Origin of the sequence: Rhodocista pekingensis, assembly GCF_042665545.1 — a bacterium.
Taxonomy (GTDB): domain Bacteria; phylum Pseudomonadota; class Alphaproteobacteria; order Azospirillales; family Azospirillaceae; genus Rhodocista; species Rhodocista pekingensis.
In genome coordinates this window covers 69,772-94,393 of record NZ_JBHTCM010000028.1, presented here as the reverse complement: position 1 = coordinate 94,393, position 24,622 = coordinate 69,772, and the positions used below count along the sequence as shown (strand labels likewise).

Genomic DNA, 24,622 nt, shown 5'->3' with positions numbered 1-24,622 from the left:
CTCGCCCCGTCCCAACACCCGCTCCGGAGGGAAACCATGAACCTGATAATCGGGTCGATCATCGTCATCGGCTCCGTCCTGGGTGGGTTCGCCGCCCTGGGCGGCAATCTGGGGGTGCTCTGGCAGCCCTTCGAGGTCCTGATCATCTGCGGCGGCGCCGTCGGCGCCTTCGTCATCGCCAACCCCAGCCAGGTGCGCAAGGACACCGTTTCCGCTCTGCGCGAGCTGTTCCGCGGCACGCGGCACAAGCATGCCGACTACCTGGAACTGCTCGGGCTGCTCTACACCGTGCTGCGGATGGCGCGGACCAAGGGGCTGCTGTCTCTGGAGAAGGACATCGAGCGGCCCGAGGAGAGCCAGATCTTCCAGCAGTTCCCCACGGTCCTGCGCCACGAGCGGGCCGTGCGTTTCCTCACCGACTATCTGCGTCTGATGTCGCTCGGGGCCGACCGCTCGCATGAGATGGAAGCCCTGATGGACGAGGAACTGTCCACCCTCCAGAAGGAACTGCAACGGGTCTCCCATGCCCTGCATGTCGTGGCGGAGGGGCTGCCCGCCCTGGGCATCGTCGCGGCGGTGCTGGGCATGATCAAGGCCATGGGGTCCATCGCGGCCCCGCCGGAGGTCCTCGGGCACATGATCGGCGGGGCACTCGTCGGCACCTTCATGGGAGTGCTGCTCTCCTACGGATTCATCGGTCCGCTCGCGGGGGCCGCGCACCGCATGCGCGACGAGGAGCTGAAGTACTTCCAGTGCATGAAGGCCGGTCTGACCGCCTATCTGCACGGGTCGGCCCCGGCGATCTGTGTCGAGCACGCCCGCAAGGTGCTCTATTCGGAGGTGCAGCCGAGCTTCTACGATGTGGAGGAGGTGACCACCGCCGCCGCGGCCCGCCTGACCGAACGTCAGAAGGCGGCCTGAGCCATGACGGGGAAGCCCCAGAAACCACAGATCGTCATCAAACGCCGCGGTCCGGAAGAATCGGACGAGCTGGAGGGGAACGGCACCTGGAAGATCGCCTATGCCGACTTCGTGACGGCGATGATGGCGTTCTTCATGCTGTTGTGGCTGGTGAATGTGACCACGCCGGAACAGCGGCACGGGATCGCCGACTACTTCAACCCGATCGCCGTGTCCGATGCGAATTCAGGCGCCAACGGCCAGCTTGCCGGCCAGTCGGTGGCGCGCGAGGGGGCTCTCACGAGCAACGCGGCAAGCGCCTGGGAGACGATCCCCACCGCGCGCGTGCCGACGCTCTCACCGCCGGGTCCGGACCGGGAGCTGAACGAAGGCGAAGGCGGGGGCGCTTCGTCCCGGGAAAGCGCCGAGACAGCGCCGGCCGACCAGAACGGCACCCCGATGAACGCGGCCCTGGAGCAGCAGCTCCAGCAGGTGGCGGCGGAGGAGCAGAGCTTCGACCGCATCGAACAGTCCGTCCGTGACGCGCTGACATCCGCGGTCGATCTGGCCGATCTGTCGCAGAACCTGGTGTTCGAGCGGACCGCGGACGGTCTGCGCATCCAGATCACCGACCGGCCGCACTTCTCCATGTTCGATTCCGGTGCGGCCGACCTCAACGATCGCGCCGTGACGCTTCTGGGCATCGTCGCCGAGGCCCTGTCAGGGGTGCCGAACCGGATCGCCATCAGCGGGCACACCGACGGGCGGCCGTTCGCCGCCAATGCGCGTTATGGCAACTGGGAGCTGTCCGCCGACCGGGCGAACGCCGCCCGGCGCGTCCTGCTCCAGAAGGGCATCCAGCCGGGCCGGGTGGCCCGGGTGGAGGGGTTGGCCGACACGCTGCACCTGTTGCCGGAGGAACCGGGCGATCCCCGCAACCGGCGCATCAGCATCATCGTCATGCGCCGCGTGCCGCTGCCCGGCGCGCCTGTTTCTCAATAGGAAACCATCTCCGCAGCGTTTTCACGCGCCTTTAAACGGCGCCGGCATACCGTGCGGCAGGAGGAGGTCCCAGCGGACTCCGCCGATCTGCCGACAAACGATGGAAAACCGCCATGAGCATCTACAGCGCCATGTATTCGGGGGTCAGCGGCCTGGCCGCGCAGAGCGCCAAGTTCGCCGCGATCTCCGACAACATCTCCAACTCCTCCACCGTCGGCTACAAGCGGTCCGGCGTGCAGTTCTCGACGCTGGTGACCAGTGCCTCCAATCAGGGCAGCTACTCTGCCGGCGGCGTGAAGGCCGACCTGCACACCGAGGTATCCCGCGGCGGCATCGTGCAGGCCACGACCTCGGCGACCGACATGGCGATCGCCGGGCGCGGTTTCTTTGTCGTTTCCAACCGTTCCGCCGCCGTGAACGGGGATGCGCCGAGCTACATGCTGACCCGCTCCGGCGCGTTCCGTGTGGATGAGAACGGCAACCTGCACAATACGGCCGGCTACTTCCTGCAAGGCTGGAAGCTGGGGCCGGATGGCAAGGTGGTCGGCGGCGAGCCGTCGCGCACCAGCTTCACCGGCCTGGAGACGGTGAACCTTTCCTCCATCACCGGGCTTGCCAAGGCGACGACGCAGATCGACTTCGCGGCGAACCTGCCGGCCAGCCAGACCGGTCAGACCCCGGCGGCCCAGCCCTTCTCCACCTCCGTGGACTATTACACGCCGCTGGGCGGCACCGGCCGGTTGACGCTCCAGTGGGCCCCGCAGTCCACCGACAACCAGTGGAACCTGACCGTCTATGATGGCGCGACGTCGCTGGGAACGGTCAACATCGAGTTCAACGGCAACACCGCCACGGCCGGCCCGCCGGGGTCGCTGAACACGATGTCGGAGGTCGGCGCCTCGCCGACCCTGGATGTGGATGCCGCCGCCGGCACCCTGAAGCTGGACGTCAACGGCCAGCCGATCGTCGTCAATCTGGGGCGTCCGAACCAGACGGGCGGGCTGACCCAGTGGGGCGACGACTACGTGCCGACCAAGATCAACAAGGACGGCGCGAGCTATGCTCCGCTGGAGCGGGTCGAGATCGGCGACGACGGCATCATGACCGCCATCTACAAGAATGGCCTGCGCCAGGCGGTCTACCAGATCCCGGTGGCCGACGTGACGAACCCGGACGGGCTGCGCCGCATGGACGGCAACGCCTTCCAGGTCAGCCGCGAGTCCGGCGACTACTATCTCTGGGATGCCGGCTCCGGCAAGGCCGGGGCCGTCGACGGCAGCGCGCTGGAAGCCTCCAACGTGGATATCGCGGAGGAGCTGACCAGCATCATCGAGACCCAGCGCGCCTATTCGTCCAACGCGAAGATCATCCAGACGGCCGATGAGATGCTGGATGAAGTTTCGCGCCTGATGCGCTGACGGGGAGGGTACGATGAGCCTCGGCCTTGCCTTGCAGACGGCGCTGACGGGCCTTCAGGCCCAGCAGCGGAAGTCCGCGGTCCTTGCCCGCAACGTGGCGAACGCCACGACCCCGGGCTACACCCGCAAGGAGGTGACACTCGCCTCCCTCACCGTCGGCGGGGAGGGCCGGGGCGTCACCGTGCGCGATGTCCGGCGCAGCGCCGATGCGCATCTGGCCCGCGAGGTCCGCACGCAGTCATCGGACTATGCCGCCAAGGCGGCCCGGGCCGATGCGCTGGCGGTCTATACGGAGAGCATCGGCCAGCCGCAGGAGGAGCGCTCCCTCTCGTCCGCCGTCACGGCGCTGGAGACCGCCTTTCTTGCCCTTGAGGAACTGCCCGACAACCCGGTGCAGCAGCGTGCCGTCGTCGATGCCGCGGTGTCGCTGGCCAACCGGCTGAACGCGGCGGACGACAAGATCAAGCAGGTCCGCCAGCAGGCGGATTCCGATATCGCCGCCTCCGTGGCCGATGTCAATCAGGCGCTGGTCCAGCTTGAGAAGCTGAACCGCGAAGTGAAGATGCGGACCGGCAGCGGCCAGGACACTTCCGAGCTGGAAGACCAGCGCGATGTGCTGCTGGACCGTATCGCCGACCAGATCGGCATCCAGTACTTCACGCGCAGCCCGAATGAACTGGTCATCATGACCGACGGCGGGGTGACCCTGCTGGACGGTTCGGCGCGGATGCTGGAGTTCACGCCGACCGCGGTCATCGGCTCCACCACCGAATACCCGTCGATGCTGAGCGGCCTCAAGGTCGAAGGCGCGGACATCGCCCCCGGGAGCGGCTATCCGCTTCCGCTGAAATCCGGCCGCATCGCCGGGCTGTTCGAGGTGCGTGACAGCCTGATGCCGCAGGCGCGGCGCCAGATCGACGAGATCGCCAGCGTCCTGGCGGACCGCTTCCAGGCGGCCGACGCCTCCATTGCCGGCACCGGCCTTACGGATACCGGCCTGTTCACCGATGGCGGGGTCCGGCACTCCCGCACCCCGCCTTATTCGGCCGCATCGCCGGGACCGGCCGGGCTGGCGGGTCGCATCGCCGTCAACGACCTTGTCCGGGTCGAGGCCGGCGGCAATCCGGCCCTGCTGCGCACCGGCATCCATGCCGCGACCACCGGCGATGTCGGCGACACCGCCCAGATCCGCTCGTTCCTGGGGGTCTTCCAGCAGACCGTCAGTTTCGACGCGGGTGCCGGGTTGATCCCGACAGGAACCCTCAAGGGGTTCGCGTCCGCGGCCATGGGGCATCAGCAGGTGCTCCGCGCGACGGCGGCGAACGACGCCAAGGCCCAGAGTGTGCTGCTGGAAACGGTCGATACGGCGCGCATGTCGAAGGATGGCGTGAACATCGAAGAAGAGATGCAGGAACTCCTGCTGATCGAGAAGGCTTTCGCCGCCGCCGGGCAGGTGATGCAGGCCGCATCGCGCATGCTCGATACGCTCATGGAGATCTAGCATGTCTGTTTCTTCCATCTCGACCATGGCACTGGCGCGCCAGACCCGGAACCTTGTCCGTACCATGCAGACGGACATGCATACCCTCGAGCTGGAGATCGGGACGGGCAAGAAGTCGGATGTCGCCGGTTCCGTGGGCAGCCGTGCGGCGCTGCTGCTGGATCTGCGCAATGCCCGTCAGACCACGGCCGAGTACCGCCAGTCCATCCAGACGCAGTCCTCGCGGCTCACGCTGATGCAGGAAGCGCTGGACAAGGTCCGGGGATCGGCGACCCATGTCCGGGATCTGGCCCTGTCGGTTTCCGGCTCGGGCGACGGGGCCGCAGCCGCGACGATCGACGAAGCCGCGCTCAACGCGCTTCAGACCCTGTCCTCCATGTTCAACTCCTCCCAGTCCGGCCGTTATCTCTTCGCCGGGACGCGCTTCGATACCCGGCCGATGCAGCCGCCGACGGAGGCGGCGCCGTCCGGCGTCGTGCCGCTGGACGCGGTTAAGTCCGTGCTTTCCTCATTGGGGCCGACCTCGACGGCGGCCGATGTGGATGCGGCGCTGAACGGACCCAACGGTCTGTCGTCGCTGTTCTCCGACACCTATGGCGGCGGACCGGCCGCCCCGGAGAATTTCTCCAAGACCTTCTTCCTGGGCAGCACGACCCAGGTGAAGGGGCGGGCGGGCGAGGACCTGCCGGTCACCTATGCCTGTACCGCTGGCGACGAACCCGTCCGGACCTTGCTGAAGGGGCTCTATCTGCTGGCGGCGGTTCCTTCCGAGTCCGTCTCCACCGAGGCCTATCAGCGGATCACCGACCAGGGCTGGCGGTTGATCACCCAGGCGACCGACGAGCTGATCGACACCCAGGGCATCCTTGGCTTGCAGGAGGAACTGCTGAAGCGGGCGGATGAGCGGCACGAGGTCGAGGACGGGCTGCTGTCGAAGCAGATCACCCAGATGGAAATGGCCGATCCCTACGAGACGGGACTGCGCCTGAACACGCTGGAGACCCAGCTTGAGGCGACCTTCGCCATGACAAGCCGGATCAGCAAGCTGTCGTTGATCGATTTCCTCTGATACCGGCCCCGCACGCGCCGCTCCCACAGGCAACGGCCCCGGGTGGAGATCACCGCCCGGGGCCGTAGCGCTTCCGGCACCATCTCATCGGTGCGGTAACGCGCCCACGGAAAAGGCGCTGGCGGAAGCGGCAGTCAGGGGCCAAGCCTGACCATACCGTTTCCACCAGCGCCGGAGTCCGGGCAAGGCCCGTCAGCAGGGCCGGATGATCGGAATGGAGCGGGGTCGACGCCGGCGGGCACCGCGATGCCCGCCGGCGCGGAACTGCTTCAGCCGCTGACGTGGCGGCCGTCGTCCGCGGCCAGGGCAGGGGAGAGGGGGGCGATGTGCGCGACGGCCCCGATGTCGGCTTCCTCTTCGGACGGGGCTTCGAACTTGTAGCCGCGGCCGTAGACGGTCTCGATATAGCGGTCGCCGCCCGTTGCTTCCGCCAGCTTCTTGCGCAGCTTGCAGATATAGACGTCGATGACCTTGTCCAACGGATCGGAGCCGGTCAGGCCATAGACCGTTTCGTAGATCTTTTCCTTCGAAACGACGCGGCCGACATTCAGGGCCAGCACGCTGAAGATGGCATGCTCACGGTGGCTGAGCCGCAGCCGCTGGCCGTCCACCGCAGGATCGCGCCCGTCGAGATACACGGTGAGGCGGCCGACGCGCAGCTCGGAGGAGCTATGGCCGTGCGCCCGCCGGCGCACCGCGTGCAGCCGGGCTTCGAATTCCAGCGCGTTGATCGGCTTCACCAGCACATCGTCGGCGCCGGAGCGCAGATAGGCGATCGTGCTGGTGACGCAGCGATGGCCGAGCAGGCCGATGATGATCGTGTGTCCGGAGCAGCGACGGAGCTGCGAAACCAGACCGCCGCCGTTCGACACGGTTCCGACCAGGATCGCATCATAGTCGGCGAAGCTGTCGTCACCTTCCTGCATCAGCCGGATGGCGTCAGCCTCGTCCGACAGTTCGCACCGCAGGCCGGCTTTGCCGATCTCCCGGTGCAGTGCCGCAGCGATGAGCCGCTCGTTTTCGATAAGCAGGATTCGCATGCCCCCTCTCCATGTTGATCCCGGCGGACCGGGCGACCCGTCGTGAGAAGATTTCCGTAAAATTGTTTGTTATTTGGTCTTACCACTTTCTTGATTATCTACCGCATGACTTGCTGGCAAGAGTCAAGGATCCAGCGCCTTTAATCTGAGTTTAATCCATGAATAAAGTATAGTTTGATTTGTAGATAAACACCTTAACAAAGCCGCGCTCCGACCTTCCGGGCTAAAAGCCGCTTTAACCCGCTGCCGCTAGGCTGCCCCCTGTTGCCGAAAAGAAAACGGGGTTGAGGCATGGATGCCCGCCGTTCCGGCCAGCGCGCCCTCGCAGTCGTCCTGGCCTTGCTCCTGTCCGTCCTGCCGTCCGCCGGCCCGGTCTTCGCGCAGATGCGCATCAAGGATCTGGTCGAGGTCGAGGGGGTGCGCAGCAACCAGTTGATCGGTTACGGCCTCGTGGTCGGACTGGATGGCACCGGGGACCGCCTCCAGAACTCTCCCTTCACGCAGCAGAGCCTGGAGGGGATGCTGGAGCGCATGGGCGTCAACATCACCGGCCTGAACGTGAAGACCCGCAACGTCGCCGCGGTGATGGTCACGGCTGAACTGCCGCCCTTCGCGCGTCAGGGGTCGCGACTCGATGTTTCCATTTCCACCATGGGCGATGCCACCAGCCTGCTGGGCGGAAGCCTGCTGGCCACCCCGCTGATCGGAGCCGACGGTTCGGTCTATGCGGTCGCGCAGGGCTCGGTGGCGGTGGGGGGGTTCTCCGCCCGCGGGGAGGCGGCGAGCGTCACCAAGGGCGTGCCGACGTCCGGCCGCATCCCCAACGGCGGCATCGTCGAACGTGAGGTCGAGTTCGCCTTGAACGATCTGGCGCGCGTTCGGCTGACGCTGCGCAATCCGGACTTTTCCACCGCCACCCGCATCGCCCAGGCCGTGAACCGCCAGCTCGGCGCCTATTCCGCCCGTGCCACCGACCCGACGACGGTCGAGCTGACGGTGCCCGGCGCCTACAGCGGCAATGTCGCGGACCTGATCTCCCGGGTCGAGACGCTCCCAGTCACCCCGGATCAGCCCGCGCGGGTGGTGATCGACGAGCAGTCCGGGACCATCGTCATGGGCGACAGCGTGCGCATCAGCACCGTCGCCATCGCCCAGGGCAACCTGACCGTGCGGGTGACGGAAACCCCGCAGGTCTCCCAGCCCGGCCCCTTCGCCCAGCAGGGCCAGACCGTGGTGGTGCCGCGGACGGACATCCAGGTGGATGACGGCTCCGGCAACCGCCTGAACATCGTCCAGGGCAGCGTCAGCCTGCGCGAACTGGTTGACGGCCTGAACCGGCTGGGGGCGGGCCCGCGGGACATCATTTCCATCCTACAGGCGATCAAGGCCGCCGGTGCCCTGCACGCCGACCTGGAGGTGCTGTGATGCATGTATCCCCCCTGGCGGCGACGCCCGCCACTGCTGCGGCTGCCCGGGCGAACGATCCAGCCTGGAAGACGGCCAAGGCCTTCGAGGGCATGATGATGTCGCAGATGCTGGAAGCCATGTTCGCGGGCCTGTCCACGGACGGCCCGTTCGGGGGTGGTTTCGCCGAGGAAACCTATCGTGGACTCCTGCTGGAGAACTACGGGTCGGCCATGGCCGGGGGAAACGGGGCTGGAACCGGGATCGCCGAAGCCGTCTATGCCCAGATCAACGCCTATCGCCAGGCCAAGGAGAGCTGACGTCATGGATGTGGATACTCTGCCGCCCGACCTGCGCCAGCGGCTGCGGACCGCCTTCGACAATCTGGCCGATCTTCTCGACGAGGAGACGGGACGGGTCGCCCGCGCCGATGCGGAGGAGCTGAAGCTCTATACCGAGGCCAAGCAGGCCCTTTTCGAGCAGCTCGGGATTCTGCTGAAGGAAGCCAACCGGCCGCAACCGCCCGTCCTCCCCGGGCCGGTGGTCGAGACCGGTGGCGTGGCGGCCGAGCTTGCGGAGGGGGCCGCGACGGGGGCGGAGTCGGCCGAGGAAACGACTGCGGCCACGCCGGATGGTGGCGGAGAAGAAACCTCCGCGCCGCCGGTCGACGACCCGGTCGCCGTGCGGGCCGCGGCCACCCGGCTGCGCGGGGCCGTCGAAACGAACCGGCGGGCGATCCGCGCGGCCCAGGATGCCGTATCGGCGGTCGCGCGCCATATTGCCGGCGCGATCGAACGCAGCCGCAGTGACGGGGTCTACGGGCGCAGCGGTCAGGCTCGACGGGCTGTCACGACCAGCTTCGCCCGGGTGGAGCGTGAACTGTAGTCTCCGAGGCTGCGGCAGCCGAGAGGATGGAAAGGGCCGCCGGTATCGACCGGCGGCCCTTCTGCTGTGACGCGTCGCCGTCGTCGCCAAAAAGGAAACGATTTTTACCCGGGCTTAAACGGACCGTGCCAGGGTGGAGACGGTCGGAAACGGCGGCACAGCCCGCACCGACGCGGTGCCAGAAGGCGCCCTGACCAACCCCATCCATGAAGGACGACGAAAATGGCTGCTTCCTCGATTCTCACCAACACCGGCGCCATGGTGGCGTTGCAGACCCTGAACCGCACCAGCAAGGATCTGCAGACCGTTCAGGACCGCATCTCCACCGGCATGAAGGTCGCCACCGCCAAGGACAACTCGTCCTACTGGTCCATCGCGACGACCATGAAGTCGGACGTCAGCGCGCTCAAGGCTCTGAACGAGAACCTGGCGATCAACTCCGCCACGGTGCAGACGGCCCGGGTCGGCGCCGAGAACATCCAGAAGCTGCTGGGCGAAGTGAAGGCCCAGCTTTCGCTGGCCACTTCCTCCTCGGTCGACCATGCGAAGATCGGTAAGGAGCTGGACAGCCTCGCGGCGAACATCCAGAACACGATCTCGGCCGCCAGCTACAATGGCGAGAACCTGCTGAACAACACCACGGCTCGCGTTCTGACCGTGTCCATCAACCGCTCGGGCAGCTCCATCTCGGCGGTGACCGATACGGTGTCGGGCGTCGACATGACGGCCGTGCAGACGTTCGTCGCCGGCCTCAGCGCCGCGATCACCGGTGGCGCCGACGGCGTTGCCAACGCTGCGGCGGCCCAGACCCAGCTTCTGGCCCTGGAGGCGCAGATGACGACCTCCATCAACGCCGCGGCTGAGTTCGGTAACGTCGGCAAGCGTCTGGAACTCCAGGTCGACTTCACCAGCAAGCTGATCGACAGCCTGAACGAGGGCGTCGGCACCCTGGTGGACGCCAACCTGAACGAGGAGTCCGCTCGTCTGCAGGCCCTTCAGGTGCAGCAGCAGCTCGGCATCCAGGCGCTCTCCATCGCCAACGGTGCGCCGCAGAACATCCTGTCGCTGTTCCGCTGATCCGCGGTCAGTCCAGGATCGTTGCCCCGGGAAAGGGACCGCCGCAAGGCGGTCCCTTTTTCCTGTTCCAGAACAGAAAGTTTCCATAAATTTCCAAGGATAACCCTTCACCCGGGTTTAATCGCGGGCTGCTACTGTTGGCGGACATGAGATCATGAGGACGGAAACCATGAGCGTAGCCGCCTATCGTCAGTCGATGCGGGATACCGTCAGCCCGCGGCAGTTGGAGCACCGTGTCTTTTCTCAGGTCACGGCCGAACTGGAGGTCTGCACCCGGCAGCCGGACGCCTTCGCCACGATCCGGGCGGTCGACCGCAACCGTCGACTCTGGGGCGCCCTGGTGACGGACCTGGCAGAGCCCGACAATCTGTTGCCCGATTCTCTGAAGGCCGGCCTCATTTCGCTCGGCCTCTGGGTGAACCGCTACAGCAGCGAAGTCCTGACCGAGGGGCGTCCGCTCACCCCGCTGATCGAGGTCAACCGGACCGTGATGCAGGGGCTGGGGTCGGCATCCGCCGGTGCGGCCTGAGGGAAGCCGTCCATGGGTCTGAAGCTGAAGCTCAAGCCGTTCGAGAAGTTCATCGTCAACGGCGTGGTCATCGAAAACGGCCGTCACCGCAACACCGTGACCGTTGCAAACCACGCCCAGGTGATGACCGGCCGCAGCATCATGCAGCTTGAAGAGGCGAATTCGCCGGCCCGGCGGACCTACTTCGCCATCCAGTGCATGCTGATCGACCCGCCCCGGATGGCCGAACATCGGCGCACCTACGAGATGCTGATCGGCCCCCTGAGCGAGGCCGTCACCGACACGGAGATGGCCCGGCATCTGGCCGAAGCGGCTGCCCATGTCCGGGACGGGGACCACTACAAGGCGCTCGCAGCCCTTCGGCCGGTGATCGCCTACGAGGCCGACCTGCTGGGCGACGACCGGGTGGCGGCTGGCGCGACGTTTGCGGACGAACCTGCCGGCGACCAGGCGATCCCGGCCCGGTAAACGCCGGGAGGCCGGAACCGCCGCCGGGACAAGGAGGGGATGATGAGCGAACGCAAGCCTGTCGAAGGGGTTTCGGCCAGCGAGGCGGCGACAAAGATGCGCCTGCCGGAGCGGGTCGTCACCGAGGCACGCACCCGCGAGGCGCGGGAAGAGAAGCCCCCTGAACCGCCACCCCCGCCCATCGAACCGTCCCCCTCCTACCGGCCGTACCGGGTCCAGCTCGACCCGGAAACCAGCCGCCTGTTCACCGAGGTCATCGACCCGCGCACGGGCCATGTGCTGCTGCGCATCCCGCCGAGCTATGTGCCGTCCGACGAAACGTCGGAACCACCCGATGCCAGGGCTGTACGGAAGGAGATCGAACTATGAGCGTGGTCGGTTTCGGCGCCGGTACCGTCAGCGGTGGGACGGGGTCCAGCATCACGCAGTGGCGGCTGCTGGGCCGCACCGCCGACCGCCAGAAGACCATGATGATGAGCGATCCGGTCAACAAGGCGGACACCCAGTACGCGCGCGCCAAGCTCGCCTCCGTCGGCACGGTCGACGAACTGATGTCGGACCGCCGCCTCTACAGCTATGTGATGCGGGCCTTCGGGCTGGAGGATCAGATCAATTCCCAGGCTCTGGTGCGCAAGATCCTCACCAGCGACCTGTCGGACCCGTCCTCTCCGGCTAACCGCATCGCCGATCCGCGGTTCCGGGAACTGGCGGCCGCGTTCAATTTCGGCGCCAGTGGATCTTCCGGTAGCAGCGCAGCTCGGGCCAAGGCCAGCCCATCCTTCGCCAATCAGATTGCCGACCTCTATGTGACGGCGCGGTTCGAGGAGACGGTGACCGAGAAAAACGAAGCCCTTGGCATGATGCTGGACTTCACACGCAAGTTCCCCAGCAAGACCAGTTGGGCCGATATCATGGCGGACGACGGAATGGCGGCAGTCGTTCGTACTGTCTATTCCATGCCCGAGCCGATCGGCCCGGTGGACGCTGCCGCCCAGGCCAAATCGCTGGAGGCTGCGGTTCCCTTCGCCAACATGAAGGTGGCCAGCGTGCAGGCTGACTTCCGCGAGGCGTTCTTCAACATCTGGGACGCCAGCGGCAATCCGCGCGGCAGCGCCGTTTCGTCCAAGCTGCAATGGGAGATCCTGAGCAGCACCTATGACCGGGACAAGGCTGCGTTCGCTGCCCGGTACGATGTCAAGCGGGACGTCGCCACCCTCGCCAAGACGATCCCGACCCTGGACTCCGTCGATGACCTGCTGAACGACCGCAAGCTGCTCCCGATCGTGCTCAAGGCGTTCGATCTTGAGGACAAGGCGACGGACAGGACCTATCTGCGCAAGGTGCTGGAGAGCGACCCGAACAGCGCCACCTCCTTCGCGGTCAAGGCCGGTCCGGAGGAGAAGGCGCTGGCGCTCGCCTTCGGCATGACCAATTCCGGGGCGAAGCGGCGCGGCAGTCCCGCCTTCGTCGAGGACATCGTCAACCGCTACACGACACAGAGCTTCGAGGTGTCGGCCGGCAACGCCAACGAGGCGCTGCGCCTGGGCCTCTACTTCCAGCGCAAGGCCGGGGGCCTCACGAGCTGGTATCAGGTTCTGGCCGACCAGGCACTGGCGAAGGTGGCGCGGCTGGCGCTGAACCTGCCCTCGCAGTCCGCGCAGATCGATCTCGACCGACAGGTCGACATGCTGTCGAGCAAGTTCGACATCAAGAAGCTGAAGGACCCGGCGGAGGTCGGTAAGCTGATCGAGAAGTTCCTCCTGATGTGGGACGTGACCGGCGAGGATAACGGCAACAGCGCCTCGTCCTCCCCCCTGGTGCAACTTCTTTCCGGCAACGGCGGCCGCACGAGCCTGGACCCGTCCACGCTTCTGGCGGCGGCGTCCCTCCGGCGGCGCTGGTAGGCGCCCCCGTTCCCGGGCTGTCATCCGGCCCACGGCCCGCCTAATCTGTCCTGGATCGTGACCAGGCAGGGGAAGGTCGTGGACAAGGAGATGCGTGCCCGGATCAGCCGGCGGGAGCGGCAGCGGCGCTGGCGTCAGCGCAATCTGGAGGACCGCAGCGGCCGGCGGGGGACGTCGGTCGTCGCCCACCTCAACGACATCGAGATCGCCGTCCTCGACAAGCTGGCGATCGACGATTACCGGCGCCGCCCCTGCGGCCGCACCGATGCGGCCGACCTGTCCCCGCCCAGCCGCTCCCGTGCCATCCGCCTGCTGATCCGGCGGCTGCTCGATCTCGATCTCATCGCGCCGGAGGATCTGGGGCCGCTCATCCCGTTGAAGGAGGAACTCGGCGAGTTCTGGAGCCGGGAGGCGTGCTGGCGCCGGGCGAGCCGGGAGCGTCGCCAGGGCCTGGACGACGAGGGACGGGACGCCATCGAGCAGCCCGAACCGCCCTGGCTGCCGGACCCAGACTGTCGCGGCTGACGCGCGGCTTGGGGGAGGCGCCCGCGGGCGGGCCCTCAGATGCCGGCGACGAAGCTCCGCATTGCCAGGAAGAGGGCGGCGCTGATCAGCGCGGTGAGCGGAACCGTGATCACCCAGGCCGCGACGATGGTCAACAGGTGGCTGCGGCGGACCAGCCGACGTTTGGCCACCTTGCGCAGGGTCTCTTCCGGCACAGGATAGAGGACCGGCTCGGGGGCGGCGGCCGGCGCAGGACCGTCCACGCCTCTCAGCCGCAGGGCGCGGCGGATGTGACCACCGCGGCTGACATGGTACTCGCGGGCAAGACCGACTCCGAACACGGCCCCGACGGCGATGTGCGTCGAACTGACGGGCAGCCCCAGGGCCGAGGCCACCAGGACAGTGATCGCGGCCGACAGGGCGACGCAGAAGGCCCGCACCGGATTCAGCTTGGTGATCTTCTCCCCGACCACGCGGATCAGGCGGGGGCCGAACAGAGCAAGGCCGACCGAGATGCCGATGGCACCGATCAGCATGATCCAGCTCGGCACGGCGACCTTCGCTCCGGCTTCCCCGCCGACCGCGGCGGCGATGGCCGCCAGGGGACCGATCGCATTGGCCACGTCGTTGGCCCCATGCGCGAAGGAGAGGAGGGCGGCGGCCACGATCAGCGGCACCATGAAAAGCGTTCCGACCGCCTTCTCGCTGTTGTCGAGAAGCGGCGCCCGCCGGGCGATGGCCATGCGGGCCAACTGTGCCCCTCCCAGCAGGATGGCGACCGACAGGAAGAGCAGGGTCCCGGTGCCCGGATGCCAGACCTTGGACAGTCCCTTCTGGACGAGATAGACGGTGAAGGCTGACGCCGTGACCCCGACGATCAGCGGCACCCAGCGTTGTGCCGCGGCGATTCTGTCATCCGCCTGGAGGATGAGCGCGTTGAGGACGGCAAGGAAGCCGGCCGCGATCAGGCCGCCGAGCAGCGGCGAGATCACCCAGCTGGCGGCGATGGCGCCCATCACGGGCCAGTTCGCCACGTCGAACCCGGCCGCCGTGATCCCGGCGCCGAGCACGCCACCGACGATGGAGTGTGTCGTCGAGACGGGCGCACCGATCCATGTCGCCAGATTGAGCCACAATGCGGCGCCCAGCAGGGCCGCCATCATCAGCGCGACGAAGGTGGCGTTCCCGGAGACGGCCGCCGGGTTGATGATACCACGGCTGATCGTTTCGACGACATCGGCGCCGGCGATCAACGCCCCGGCCGCCTCGAAGATCGCCGCGACCACCAGCGCGCCGGTCATGGTCAGAGCCCGGGCCCCCACCGCCGGGGCCATGTTGTTGGCCACATCATTGGCACCGATGTTCAGTGCCATGTAGCCACCGATGACCGCCGCTGCGACCACCAGCCCGGCACCGGAACCGGGGAGAACCTGGTTGGTGGCCAGCAGCCATACCAGCACCAGGAAGATCAGACTGAACCCCAGCGGCAGCAGCCGCAGCCCGCCTTCGTGACCGACAGTCTCAAGAGCGCTGATCTTCTTGAGGTCCTTGTCGAGCGCCTGCTTGCGCAGTTGTGACGGCATCTCGCCCATGATGTCCTGCAAACGGGTATCCGGGGGGCGCCAGCTATCAGAGTTTGCGGGGCGGGACAACGTCGAAGGTCATCTTCATACCCCCTCGGATATGCCAGCCCGGTCTTGCCCGTCCGGATCGCAGACCCGTAGGCCTGCGGGCAAAAGCGCGTCCGTGCCAGGGGAGCACCCCGCAAGTTCCTCTTTCCTGGGGCATATTCAGTCGGGGCAGGGTAGGGCAGGCCGCAGAACGATGGCCCTGTCGCCGGGACGGCGCTGGGACGAATCGTCTCCCCGGGGGACCGGGCATACTCTTCTGGCTGCTGTGGGCTCAGGAATTGCCGGTGTCTTGGCTATGGCGGGCGTCTGTCTCTGACGGGATTGATTTATGTCCAATCCATGAGATGCCACCACATACCGTCTACGCGTAGACGGTATGTGGTGGTTTATTTGGAAGGGAAACCGTAGCGACATTCTGGGAAACCGAAAGCAGACAGCACATGCCCCGACAGCTCGCGCGGAGCCTCTCCGGCCCCCGTCATCCGGCGGGGCGGGGCAGTCTTTTGTGCACCGGCGCCTCCGGAAGGGGAGGTTCCGGTGCCAACCCGTCCAGGATGCCCTGAAGCCGTGCGAAAGCGTCAGCGGACGCCGTCGTCTCGGTCTTGCCCTGGCGCAGAAAACTCTCCAGCGGTTCATTCGCCCTGATGGCGAGATCCAGCTCCGGATCGCTGCCGGCCTTGTAGGCACCGAGCCGCACCAGTTCCTCCATGGATTCGTACCGGGCCAGCAGTGCCCGGGCACGGCCCATGGTCAGGTTCTCCTCATCCGAATGGCAGCCAGGCAGGGCGCGGGACACGCTCTTGAGGACGTCCGCCGCGGGATAGCGTCCGCGCTCAGCGATGGAGCGGGTCAGGACCAGATGGCCGTCGAGAATGCCGCGCACCGCGTCGGCCACCGGCTCGTCATGGTCGCCACCCTCCACCAGCACGGTGAAGATGCCGGTGATGTCGCCCGTGCCCTCGCGCCCCGGCCCGGCCCGCTCCAGCAGCCGGGGCAGTTCCGCGAAGACGGTGGGGGGATAGCCCTTGGTCGTCGGCGGCTCGCCGGCGGACAGACCGATCTCCCGCTGGGCCATGGCGAAGCGGGTGACGCTGTCCATCATGCACAGCACGTCGCGCCCCTGGTCGCGGAAGTACTCGGCCAGCCCCAGCGTCAGCCATGCCGCCTGCCGGCGCATCAGCGCCGGCTCGTCGGAGGTGGCGACGACGACGACGGAGCGGGCCAGCCCCTCCGGTCCCAGATCGTCCTGGATGAACTCCTGCACCTCGCGCCCGCGCTCACCGATCAGGCCGATCACGTTGACATCGGCGGCACTGGAGCGGGCCAGCATGGCCAGCAGGGTGGACTTGCCCACGCCCGACCCCGCGAAGACACCCAGGCGCTGGCCGCGGCAGAGCGGCACGAAGGTATCCACCACCCGCAGCCCCGTCTCCAGCCGCGGCCCGATGCGGCGGCGCTCGTAGGCGTGGGGCGGTGCGGCACGCAGCACACGGTTCTCGTCACCGCGGGAGAGCGGCCCCCGGCCGTCCACCGGCCGGCCGAACCCGTCCACGACCCGCCCGAGCCAGGAGAGCGACGGGCGGAAGGAGGCCGGCTCGCCGCCGGTCTCCACCCGGCAGCCCAGCCCCAGCCCGTCCAGCGGACCGAAGGGCATCAGCACGGCGCGGCCGACGGAAAAGCCGATGACCTCGCAGGCGAGCGGCCGGCCGTCGCGGGCGAAGACCCGGCAGGCATCGCCGACGGCCAGCCGCCGTTCCAGCCCCTCGACCTCGACCGTCATCCCCGAACAGGAGGACACCTTTCCATGGAAGACGGGACCGGGAAGGTGCTGGACGTCGGCGGCAAGGCCGGCAAGGACGGTCATGGGACGGGACTCCGGGAACGGGATCGCGGACGGCGCTTGGCCGCCATCCTCGGCCGCCGGGTTTAAAGCGGCTTAAAGCGTGCCGTCCCGGTCAGGGGCCTTAAACCCCGCTTTAAAGGCGGCATGGAACCATCCGCTCCGACAGAAGCCGGCCCCGTGCCGGCCCCGCAGAACCACAGGGGCACGACGTCATGGACCTCGCCGCCATCGGGCTCTTCCATCTTGCCAGCCGGCGCATGGACTATCTCGGCGCCCGCCATCAGGTGATCGCCGAGAATGTGGCGAACGCCAATTCACCCGGCTACCGCGCCAAGGACCTGAAGGCGTTCGACTTCCAGTCGGCCATGCAGTCGGCTGCGGTGCGTCCCTCGCTCACCGACCCCGCCCATCTGGCCGGCCTGCGCGAAGCGCGGGACTTCAAGGAGGACCGGCAGGCCGCCGCCTACGAGATGGCGCCGGACGGCAACGGGGTGGTGCTGGAAGAACAGATGATGAAGGCCGCCGAGGTCCGGCAGGCCTACGACCTCGCGGCCGGCCTCTTCCAGAAGCATGTCGGCATGCTCCGCCAGGCCTTCACCGGCCGCTGAGCCCCGCGCGACCACGGGAGATCGACAGAATGGATCCGCTTGCCTCCTCCTTCGGCATCGCCGCTTCCGGCATGAAGGCCCAGGCGACCCGCCTGCGCGTCGTTGCAGAGAACATGGCGAACGCCAGCTCCACCGGCGAGACTCCGGGCGCCGATCCCTACCGGCGCAAGACCATCGTCTTCGACAGCGTGCTCGACCGGGCGCTCCGGGCGGATACCGTCCGGGTCAAGACGATCGGCCGCGACAGCTCCGATTTCCGCCTGAGCTACGAGCCGGGCCATCCCGCCGCGGACGCGAAGGGCTACGTCAAGCTGCCCAACGTGAACACGCTGGTCGAGATGATGGACATGCGCGAGGCCGGGCGGTCCTACGAGGCCAACCTGAACGTGCTGCAACAGGCCCGCGGCATGCTGGGCCGCACCATCGACATGCTGCGCGGCTGAGCGGACAGGGAGACCGGAGATGATCGTTCCCGCAGCAGGCGTCGCCAAGGCCTATGCCGCCGGCAAGGTGGCCGGCATTGCCGGTCCGGCGCTCGATACCGCGACGGCGCCGGAGCGCGGCAGCTTCGCCGGCTTCGTCGAGACCGCCGTCAAGTCGGCCATCAAGACGGTCCACACCGGCGAACAGATGTCCGCCGCCGGCCTGCAAGGCAAGGCCAGCGCGCAGGAGGTGGTGCAAGCCGTGATGTCGGCAGAGATGACCGTGCAGGCCGTCGTCACGGTCCGCGACAAGCTCGTGAGCGCCTATCTCGACATCATGCGCATGGGGATCTGAGCGGCTGTCATGAACGAGGCGGATGTCTTCGAACTGGTGCGGGCGGGGATCTGGGCCGCGGTCTGGGCCGTCGGCCCCGTGCTTGCAGTCGCGCTTCTGGTCGGCTTCGGCATCTCGCTCCTGCAAGCGCTTACCCAGCTCCAGGAGGCGACCCTCAGCTTCGTGCCGAAGATCATCGCCATGCTGGTGACGATCGTGCTGTCGCTGCCCTTCATGTATGGCGTTCTGGCCACCTTCACCGAACAGGTGGTGGCGCGGATCGGAGGCGCGCCATGAGGGCGCTGGGAGAGGTCACCGCGACGCGCCGCATCTTCGTGAAGCGCAGCCGCCGCCGGCTGCACCGGCTGCTGTTGCTGGCAGTGCTGGTCGGGCTGGGCCTCGTGGCGCCGGGCTGGGCCCTGTCCGAACCTGCGGCGCTGCCGGCAACGGCCCCCGAGCGCCTCTGCCTGGACGCCATCCGCAAAGCAGAGCGGGCGCACCGCCTGCCTTCCCGGCTGCTGCTGGCCCTGGGCGTCACGGAGTCCGGCCGGACCGTGGACGGGCGCCTGACCGTCTGGCCCTGGACCGTCAATGCCGAAGGGCAGGGGCGCTTCTTCAAGAGCCGGGAAGAGGCGCTGGCGCATGTCCGCGCGCTGCGGGCCCGGGGCGTCCGGTCGATCGACGTGGGCTGCCTGCAAGTCAACCTGCACTGGCACCCGAAGGCGTTTCCGGATCTGGAAACGGCGCTCGATCCAACGGCCAATGTCGGCTATGCCGCGGCCATGCTGAAGGACCTGCATGGCGATCTGCGCAACTGGACGCGCTCCGTCAAGCACTACCACTCCCGGACGCCCGAGCGGGGCGAAGCCTATTTCGACCGTGTCTCCGAGAACATGCGCCTGGTCGCTCAGCGCCGCCGCGATCTTGCCGACGCCCCCCCGCCGCGCCAGCGCACCGCCCCGGCCCCCGGCGGTACCGTCATCCGTCCCGTGACGGACTCGCTGAGCGCCTGGCGTCTGCCGAAGGCGTGGTAGGCGGCCCCGGCCACCGGACTTGAACCCCGGTTTTACCCGGGGGGCCTAGGCTTCTTCCCGATCTTCCGCCGCCAGAGCGCCGAGCCCGATGACCACAGCCTCCGCCGCCATCCCCCTCGGCCTCAAGCACCGCGACGTCCTGTTCGCGCTGGGGCTGGTCTTCATCCTGACGGTGCTGATCCTGCCGGTGCCGAGCTGGATGCTGGACGTCGGGCTGGCGCTCAGCATGGCGGTGGCGGTGCTGATCCTCATGGTCGCCCTCTGGATCAACCGGCCGCTGGATTTCTCCAGCTTCCCCACCGTGCTGCTGATCGCCACCCTGCTGCGGCTGGCGTTGAATCTTGCCTCCACCCGTCTGATCCTGTCGGAAGGACACACCGGCACGGATGCGGCCGGCCATGTCATCATGGGGTTCGCCAACTTCGTGATGGGCGGCAACTTCGTCATCGGCCTGATCGTCTTCGCCATCCTGGTGGTGGTGAACTTCATCGTCATCACCAAGGGCGCCAGCCGCATCGCCGAAGTGGGCGCCCGCTTCGCCCTGGACGCCATGCCCGGCAAACAGATGGCGATCGACGCCGATCTCTCCGCCGGCCTGATCGACGAGACCGAAGCCCGGCGGCGCCGGCAGGAACTGGAGCAGGAAAGCTCCTTCTTCGGCGCCATGGACGGCGCCAGCAAGTTCGTCCGCGGCGACGCCGTGGCCGGCCTCATCATCACCGGGATCAATGTGCTGGGCGGCATGGTGATCGGTGTCGCGCAGCAGGACATGGCCTTCGGCGATGCCGCCCGGACCTATACGATCCTCACCGTCGGCGACGGTCTGGTCACCCAGATCCCCGCCCTGATCGTCAGTCTGGCCGCCGGCATCCTGGTCTCCAAGGGCGGCAACCGCGGCTCCGTGGACGAGGCGCTGCTGGGCCAGCTCGGTGCCTATCCGAAGGCCCTGGCCGTGGCCGGCGGTCTGATGGGGCTCCTGTCGTTGACGCCGGGACTGCCGATGCCGCCGTTCCTGCTGCTGGCGGCGCTGGCCGGCGGGCTGGCCTGGTTCCTGCCCCGCCATGCGGAGAAGCAGGAGGAGGCGAAGAGGCACGAGGAGATGCTGGCCGCCAAGGCGCCGACGGCCGAGGAGCCGGTGGCCGAGATGCTGCGGGTGGACGATATCAAGGTGGAACTGGGCAACGGCCTCGTCACCCTGATCCTGGACCCCGCGCAGGGCCTGTCGGCCAAGGTACGCCGACTGCGCAAGCGCTTCGCCACGGAGTTCGGCTTCCTGCTGCCGTCGGTGCGGCTGCGCGACAGCGCCAGCCTGCCGCTGAACGCCTACGAGATCTCCATCCAGGGCGTCGTCGTCGCCAAGGGGGACGTGATGCCGCGCAAGATGCTGGCGATCGACCCTCGGGCCCAGGGCATCGACGTGCCGGGGGTCGACACGCGCGAGCCGACCTTCGGCCTGCCCGCCCGCTGGATCGACGCGGCCCAGACGGAGGAGGCGGAGCTGAAGGGCTTCACCGTGGTGGACGCGGACAGCGTCATCACCACGCACCTGTCGGAGGTGATCAAGGAGCACATGCCGGGCCTGCTGGGCTATGCCGCGACCCGCAAGCTGCTGGACGAGATGGACCGGGAGAACCAGCGGCTGGTCGCCGACCTGATCCCCGGTCAGGTCAGCCTGTCGGTGGTGCAGCGGGTGCTCCAGGCTCTCTTGGCCGAGCGCGTCTCCATCCGCAACCTGCCGATCATCCTGGAGGGCATCTCCGAGGCGGCCGCCTGGACGCGCAACGTCACCCTGATCACCGAGCATGTCCGGAGCCGGCTGGCTCTCCAGATCTGCCAGTCCCTGATGAATGCCGAGGGCTACATCCCGGTGATCGTCGTCAGCCCGGACTGGGAGCAGTCCTTCCTGGAGAACATCGTGGAGGAGGGGGAGGACCGCCGCTTCGTCATGCCGCCCAGCCAGGTGCAGGACTTCCTGCTGGCGGCGCGGGCGAAGATCCAGGCCCATGCCGGCAGCGACCACTGGCCGGCCGTGCTGGTCGCCCCGGCCGCGCGGCCCTTCGTGCGGTCCCTGCTGGAACGGGTCAGCCCCTCCACCCCCGTGATCTGCCACAACGAGCTGCACCGTAAGGCGCCCGTGACCACCATCGACCAGATCTGAGGCAAGGGCGTGACCCTGCAAGCCACGCTGAACGGCGAGATCTACGGCGTCCTGCTGGTGCTGGTGCGGGTCGGCGCCGCCCTGTCGATGCTGCCCGGCTTCGGGGAGATGGCGGTGCCCATGCGCACGCGCATGGCGGCGGCGCTGGCCCTGGCGCTGGCGCTGGCCGCCGCGGTGCCCGGGCTGCCGGCCGCCGCCCCCGCCGGTCCGGCCGAGCTGCTGCACCACATCGTGGGCGAGGCGATGGCCGGGGCCGTGATCGGAATCGGCGCGCGCATCCTGTTCGCGGCCTTGCAGATCGCCGGACAGATCATCGCCCAGGCGGCCAGCCTGTCGAACATCTTCGCCCTGCCGGGCACCGGGTTCGAGGGCGGTTCAGTGCTGGGCGCCTATCTGATGGTCGCCGGTCTGGTCCTGGTCTTCGTCACCGACCTGCACCACGCCATGATCCGGGCCCTGCTGGACAGCTACCAGCTCATGCCAGCCGCGACGATCCCGGACCCCCGGTCGCTGAGCAAGGTGACGGCGGAGACGGTGAACCTGTCCTTCCGTCTGGCCGTGCAGTTCTCCGCCCCGTTCCTGCTGCTGGGACTCGCCTACAATGTGGGGCTGGGGCTGGTGAACCGGGCCATGCCCCATTTCGCCGTCTTCTTCGTCGGCCTGCCGGTGTCGATCCTGGGCGGCTTCGTCGTGCTGGCGCTGGTGGCGGCGGCCATCCTGGGCGGCTTCCTGGACGCCTTCGGCGCCTGGCTGGGCCGCTTCTGACCGGAGAGCGGACCCGCCATGTCGGAACGGCCCGAAGAAAGCCAGAAGACCGAGGAACCGACCCAGCGCAAGCTGGACGAGGCGCGGCGGAAGGGCGATGTGCCCTTCAGCCGCGAGGTCGGCTCCATGATGCTGGTGCTCGCGGGTGTCGTCCTGGTCGGGGGCCTGGGCTCCTGGATGGGCGGACGCCTGACCGACGACCTGCTGCCGCTGGTGGAGAATCCAGGCGACTTCCCCTTGCAGACGCCGGCCGACGCCTTCCGGCTGCTGGCCTGGCTGGGCGGAGAGGTGGGCATGGTCCTGCTGCCCGCCGCCGCCATCCTGATCGCCGCCGTGCTGCTGGGGGCCATCGGCCAGAACGGGATCGTCTTCACCACCGAACGGCTGAAGCCGAAGCTGGAGCGCATCTCCCCGATCGCCGGCCTGCGCCGGCTCGTCTCCCTGCGCACCCTGGTCGAGTTCCTGAAGGGGCTGGCGAAGGTGGCGGCGGTGGGCGCCGCCCTGCTGGTGGTGCTGGAACCGGAACTGCACCGGATCGAGGCGCTGACCCTGACCGATGTCGCCGCCCTGCCGGAGCTGCTGACCTCGGTCCTGACCCGCCTGCTCCTGGCGACCCTGGTCGCCAGCATCGCCATCGCCCTGCTCGATCTGGTCTGGCAGCAGGTCTCCTGGCGGCGGCAGCAGCGCATGACGCTCCAGGAACTGAAGGAAGAGTTCCGGCAGGCCGAAGGCGATCCGCATGTGAAGGCACGCATCAGCCAGCTCCGCCGGGAGCGGGCCCGCCAGCGCATGTTCTCGGACATCCCCCGGGCCACGGTTGTCATCACCAACCCCACGCACTTCGCCGTCGCCCTGCGCTACGACCTCAGCGAAGCGCCCGCCCCCGTCTGCCTCGCCAAGGGCATGGACCTGGTGGCCAGGCGCATCCGCGAGGCGGCGGTGGAGCACAAGGTGCCCGTCGTCGAGAACCCGCCCCTGGCCCGCGCGCTCCACAAGTCGGTGGAGATCGGGGAGGAGGTGCAGCCGGAACACTACATGGCCGTGGCGGAAGTGATCAGCTACGTCGTCGGCCTCCAGGCGCGCGCTCGCGGCGGCGCACCGCAACCGCCCGGGCAGCCCCCCGCACCACCTCCGGGGCCGGCGCCGCGGTAGACCGGGGCCGATCCCCGTTCCCCGGAAGCACCCGGACAGAAAAGAGCCGGCCGGAGAGATCCCCCCGGCCCGCCCTGTCCATCCTGCTGTTGCCGTCACCCGCCGTCTGCGGCGGGGGCCTTCCCTCACAGGCTCACATGCCCGGCCCTCACATGCCCGGCCCTCACATGCCCGGACCGGGAACAGGCCGGCTCGCTTCCACCGGGGCAGCGGCGGCGACCGGCGTGGCCGGCCGGGCGGCGGTCCGCGGGGCCGGCTGGCGGACAGGCTGCGGCGCCGGCGGACGGTCGGCTTCGGGCGTCCGGCGGAGGGCCAGGGTACGGGTCAGCTCATTCACCTTGGCCGCGTCCATCTCCGCCAGGATCGGGGCGGAGCGCCGCTCCTCCATGGCGTCCACCAGATCGACGAGGATCGGTGTCTCCGTCTCGTTCAGCAGGCGGGCGGCATCCTTGGGCTTCATGGCGCCATAGATGCCGACGAGGCGTTGCAGATCGGCCTTGGACAGGCTGGTCCGCGTCTCCAGCAGGCGCGCCAGCTCGGTGCGGGCGGCCTGCAAGCGGTCGAGCTGCTCGCTGGCGCGGCGTTCCAGCGCCTCCAGGGTCTGCGCCCGGTTGTCCAGGTCGCGCGCCCGGGTGTCCAGGGCGGCGCGTTCCTGGGCCACCATGTCCAGCACGGCGGAGGAACAGGCGCCGGCCGGAGCGCCCTGGACCGCAAGCGGGGCCGGCGCCGCGCCCTGGGCCGCCCCGGGGGTGGATTCGGACGGCATCAGCAGGTCGGCATAGCCCGGTTCGCCGGCCATCTCCGGCTGTCGGGAAGGGGGCGGGGCAGGGGGCGCGGCGGCGGACTGGGCCAGGGCCGCCAGCGTGTCCGCGACCCCGCCGGCATAGAGCGGGGCCGCCAGCGCGCAGGCGGCGATCATCACGGGCAGCAGTCGGGGACGGGGCATCAGGCAGTACTCCCAGGCTCGGGCGGCA

Annotated in this window: 26 protein-coding genes; 22 read left to right on the top strand and 4 right to left on the bottom strand. The window is 68.2% G+C overall.

Annotated elements, in window-relative coordinates:
* The first annotated feature begins 36 nt into the window (after positions 1-36).
* From motA to ACFQPS_RS18985, 5 genes are all read left to right on the top strand, one after another.
* Positions 37-921 carry a flagellar motor stator protein MotA gene (gene motA, locus ACFQPS_RS19005; protein ID WP_377360797.1) on the top strand — a complete coding sequence of 295 codons (885 nt, stop codon included), beginning with the start codon at positions 37-39 and terminating at the stop codon, positions 919-921.
* Between the two features lie 3 nt (positions 922-924).
* Positions 925-1,902, top strand: a complete 978-nt coding sequence (locus ACFQPS_RS19000; RefSeq protein WP_377360796.1) for a flagellar motor protein MotB — start codon at positions 925-927, stop codon at positions 1,900-1,902.
* A 113-nt stretch (positions 1,903-2,015) separates the two neighbouring features.
* Positions 2,016-3,320 carry a flagellar hook protein FlgE gene (locus tag ACFQPS_RS18995; RefSeq protein WP_377360795.1) on the top strand — a complete coding sequence of 435 codons (1,305 nt, stop codon included), beginning with the start codon at positions 2,016-2,018 and terminating at the stop codon, positions 3,318-3,320.
* 13 nt (positions 3,321-3,333) lie between these two features.
* Positions 3,334-4,821: a flagellar hook-associated protein FlgK gene (gene flgK, locus ACFQPS_RS18990; protein WP_377360794.1), complete on the top strand. Its 1,488-nt coding sequence runs from the start codon at positions 3,334-3,336 to the stop codon at positions 4,819-4,821.
* Position 4,822: 1 nt separating this feature from the next.
* Positions 4,823-5,890 carry a flagellin gene (locus tag ACFQPS_RS18985; RefSeq protein ID WP_377360793.1) on the top strand — a complete coding sequence of 356 codons (1,068 nt, stop codon included), beginning with the start codon at positions 4,823-4,825 and terminating at the stop codon, positions 5,888-5,890.
* Between the two features lie 269 nt (positions 5,891-6,159).
* Here the strand turns inward: ACFQPS_RS18985 and ACFQPS_RS18980 are convergent, their stop codons facing one another.
* The gene (locus tag ACFQPS_RS18980; protein ID WP_377360792.1) at positions 6,160-6,930 is read right to left on the bottom strand and encodes a response regulator transcription factor; all 771 of its coding nucleotides are present in this window, start codon (positions 6,928-6,930) and stop codon (positions 6,160-6,162) included.
* Between the two features lie 291 nt (positions 6,931-7,221).
* Between ACFQPS_RS18980 and ACFQPS_RS18975 the strand changes: the two genes are divergently transcribed.
* From ACFQPS_RS18975 to ACFQPS_RS18935, 9 genes are all read left to right on the top strand, one after another.
* Positions 7,222-8,355 (top strand): flagellar basal body P-ring protein FlgI, encoded by a 1,134-nt coding sequence (locus ACFQPS_RS18975; RefSeq protein ID WP_377360791.1) that lies wholly within the window; start codon positions 7,222-7,224, stop codon positions 8,353-8,355.
* The gene (locus ACFQPS_RS18970) at positions 8,355-8,654 is read left to right on the top strand and encodes a rod-binding protein (RefSeq protein WP_377360790.1); all 300 of its coding nucleotides are present in this window, start codon (positions 8,355-8,357) and stop codon (positions 8,652-8,654) included. The genes ACFQPS_RS18975 and ACFQPS_RS18970 overlap by 1 nt, the downstream gene beginning before the upstream one ends.
* Before the next feature lie 4 nt (positions 8,655-8,658).
* On the top strand, positions 8,659-9,219 hold the full coding sequence (locus ACFQPS_RS18965; protein WP_377360789.1) for a hypothetical protein: 561 nt from the start codon (positions 8,659-8,661) through the stop codon (positions 9,217-9,219).
* Positions 9,220-9,441: 222 nt separating this feature from the next.
* Positions 9,442-10,296, top strand: a complete 855-nt coding sequence (locus ACFQPS_RS18960; protein ID WP_377360788.1) for a flagellin N-terminal helical domain-containing protein — start codon at positions 9,442-9,444, stop codon at positions 10,294-10,296.
* A 169-nt stretch (positions 10,297-10,465) separates the two neighbouring features.
* On the top strand, positions 10,466-10,825 hold the full coding sequence (gene flaF / locus ACFQPS_RS18955) for a flagellar biosynthesis regulator FlaF (RefSeq protein WP_377360787.1): 360 nt from the start codon (positions 10,466-10,468) through the stop codon (positions 10,823-10,825).
* A gap of 12 nt (positions 10,826-10,837) precedes the next feature.
* Positions 10,838-11,293: a flagellar biosynthesis repressor FlbT gene (locus ACFQPS_RS18950; RefSeq protein WP_377360786.1), complete on the top strand. Its 456-nt coding sequence runs from the start codon at positions 10,838-10,840 to the stop codon at positions 11,291-11,293.
* A gap of 42 nt (positions 11,294-11,335) precedes the next feature.
* Entirely contained in the window at positions 11,336-11,662 is a 327-nt protein-coding gene (locus ACFQPS_RS18945) for a hypothetical protein (RefSeq protein WP_377360785.1), read from the top strand.
* The gene (locus ACFQPS_RS18940) at positions 11,659-13,197 is read left to right on the top strand and encodes a DUF1217 domain-containing protein (protein ID WP_377360784.1); all 1,539 of its coding nucleotides are present in this window, start codon (positions 11,659-11,661) and stop codon (positions 13,195-13,197) included. The genes ACFQPS_RS18945 and ACFQPS_RS18940 overlap by 4 nt, the downstream gene beginning before the upstream one ends.
* Positions 13,198-13,275: 78 nt before the next feature.
* Positions 13,276-13,722, top strand: coding sequence for a hypothetical protein (locus ACFQPS_RS18935; RefSeq protein ID WP_377360783.1), 447 nt, complete (start codon positions 13,276-13,278; stop codon positions 13,720-13,722).
* A 35-nt stretch (positions 13,723-13,757) separates the two neighbouring features.
* On the opposite strand, the gene ACFQPS_RS18930 is transcribed toward ACFQPS_RS18935, so the two are convergent.
* Both ACFQPS_RS18930 and fliI read right to left on the bottom strand, forming a co-directional pair.
* The gene (locus ACFQPS_RS18930; RefSeq protein WP_377360782.1) at positions 13,758-15,293 is read right to left on the bottom strand and encodes an inorganic phosphate transporter; all 1,536 of its coding nucleotides are present in this window, start codon (positions 15,291-15,293) and stop codon (positions 13,758-13,760) included.
* Between the two features lie 517 nt (positions 15,294-15,810).
* The gene (gene fliI, locus ACFQPS_RS18925; protein ID WP_377360781.1) at positions 15,811-17,196 is read right to left on the bottom strand and encodes a flagellar protein export ATPase FliI; all 1,386 of its coding nucleotides are present in this window, start codon (positions 17,194-17,196) and stop codon (positions 15,811-15,813) included.
* A gap of 191 nt (positions 17,197-17,387) precedes the next feature.
* Between fliI and ACFQPS_RS18920 the strand changes: the two genes are divergently transcribed.
* The 8 genes from ACFQPS_RS18920 (at position 17,388) to flhB (ending at position 23,648) form a co-directional block, all read left to right on the top strand.
* Positions 17,388-17,783: a flagellar basal body rod protein FlgB gene (locus ACFQPS_RS18920; protein ID WP_377360780.1), complete on the top strand. Its 396-nt coding sequence runs from the start codon at positions 17,388-17,390 to the stop codon at positions 17,781-17,783.
* Between the two features lie 29 nt (positions 17,784-17,812).
* Positions 17,813-18,226, top strand: a complete 414-nt coding sequence (flgC, locus tag ACFQPS_RS18915; RefSeq protein WP_012565436.1) for a flagellar basal body rod protein FlgC — start codon at positions 17,813-17,815, stop codon at positions 18,224-18,226.
* A 19-nt stretch (positions 18,227-18,245) separates the two neighbouring features.
* Complete coding sequence (gene fliE / locus ACFQPS_RS18910) at positions 18,246-18,560, top strand: flagellar hook-basal body complex protein FliE (protein WP_377360779.1); 315 nt, start codon at positions 18,246-18,248, stop codon at positions 18,558-18,560.
* 9 nt (positions 18,561-18,569) lie between these two features.
* Complete coding sequence (gene fliQ, locus ACFQPS_RS18905) at positions 18,570-18,836, top strand: flagellar biosynthesis protein FliQ (RefSeq protein WP_377360778.1); 267 nt, start codon at positions 18,570-18,572, stop codon at positions 18,834-18,836.
* Positions 18,833-19,573, top strand: a complete 741-nt coding sequence (locus tag ACFQPS_RS18900; protein ID WP_377360777.1) for a lysozyme family protein — start codon at positions 18,833-18,835, stop codon at positions 19,571-19,573. The genes fliQ and ACFQPS_RS18900 overlap by 4 nt, the downstream gene beginning before the upstream one ends.
* Positions 19,574-19,661: 88 nt before the next feature.
* Positions 19,662-21,731 carry a flagellar biosynthesis protein FlhA gene (flhA, locus tag ACFQPS_RS18895; protein WP_377360776.1) on the top strand — a complete coding sequence of 690 codons (2,070 nt, stop codon included), beginning with the start codon at positions 19,662-19,664 and terminating at the stop codon, positions 21,729-21,731.
* Between the two features lie 9 nt (positions 21,732-21,740).
* Positions 21,741-22,496, top strand: coding sequence for a flagellar biosynthetic protein FliR (locus tag ACFQPS_RS18890; protein WP_377360775.1), 756 nt, complete (start codon positions 21,741-21,743; stop codon positions 22,494-22,496).
* Positions 22,497-22,514: 18 nt separating this feature from the next.
* Positions 22,515-23,648, top strand: a complete 1,134-nt coding sequence (gene flhB, locus ACFQPS_RS18885; RefSeq protein ID WP_377360774.1) for a flagellar biosynthesis protein FlhB — start codon at positions 22,515-22,517, stop codon at positions 23,646-23,648.
* Positions 23,649-23,811: 163 nt separating this feature from the next.
* On the opposite strand, the gene ACFQPS_RS18880 is transcribed toward flhB, so the two are convergent.
* Positions 23,812-24,594 carry a MotE family protein gene (locus tag ACFQPS_RS18880; RefSeq protein WP_377360773.1) on the bottom strand — a complete coding sequence of 261 codons (783 nt, stop codon included), beginning with the start codon at positions 24,592-24,594 and terminating at the stop codon, positions 23,812-23,814.
* Positions 24,595-24,622 lie beyond the last annotated feature (28 nt).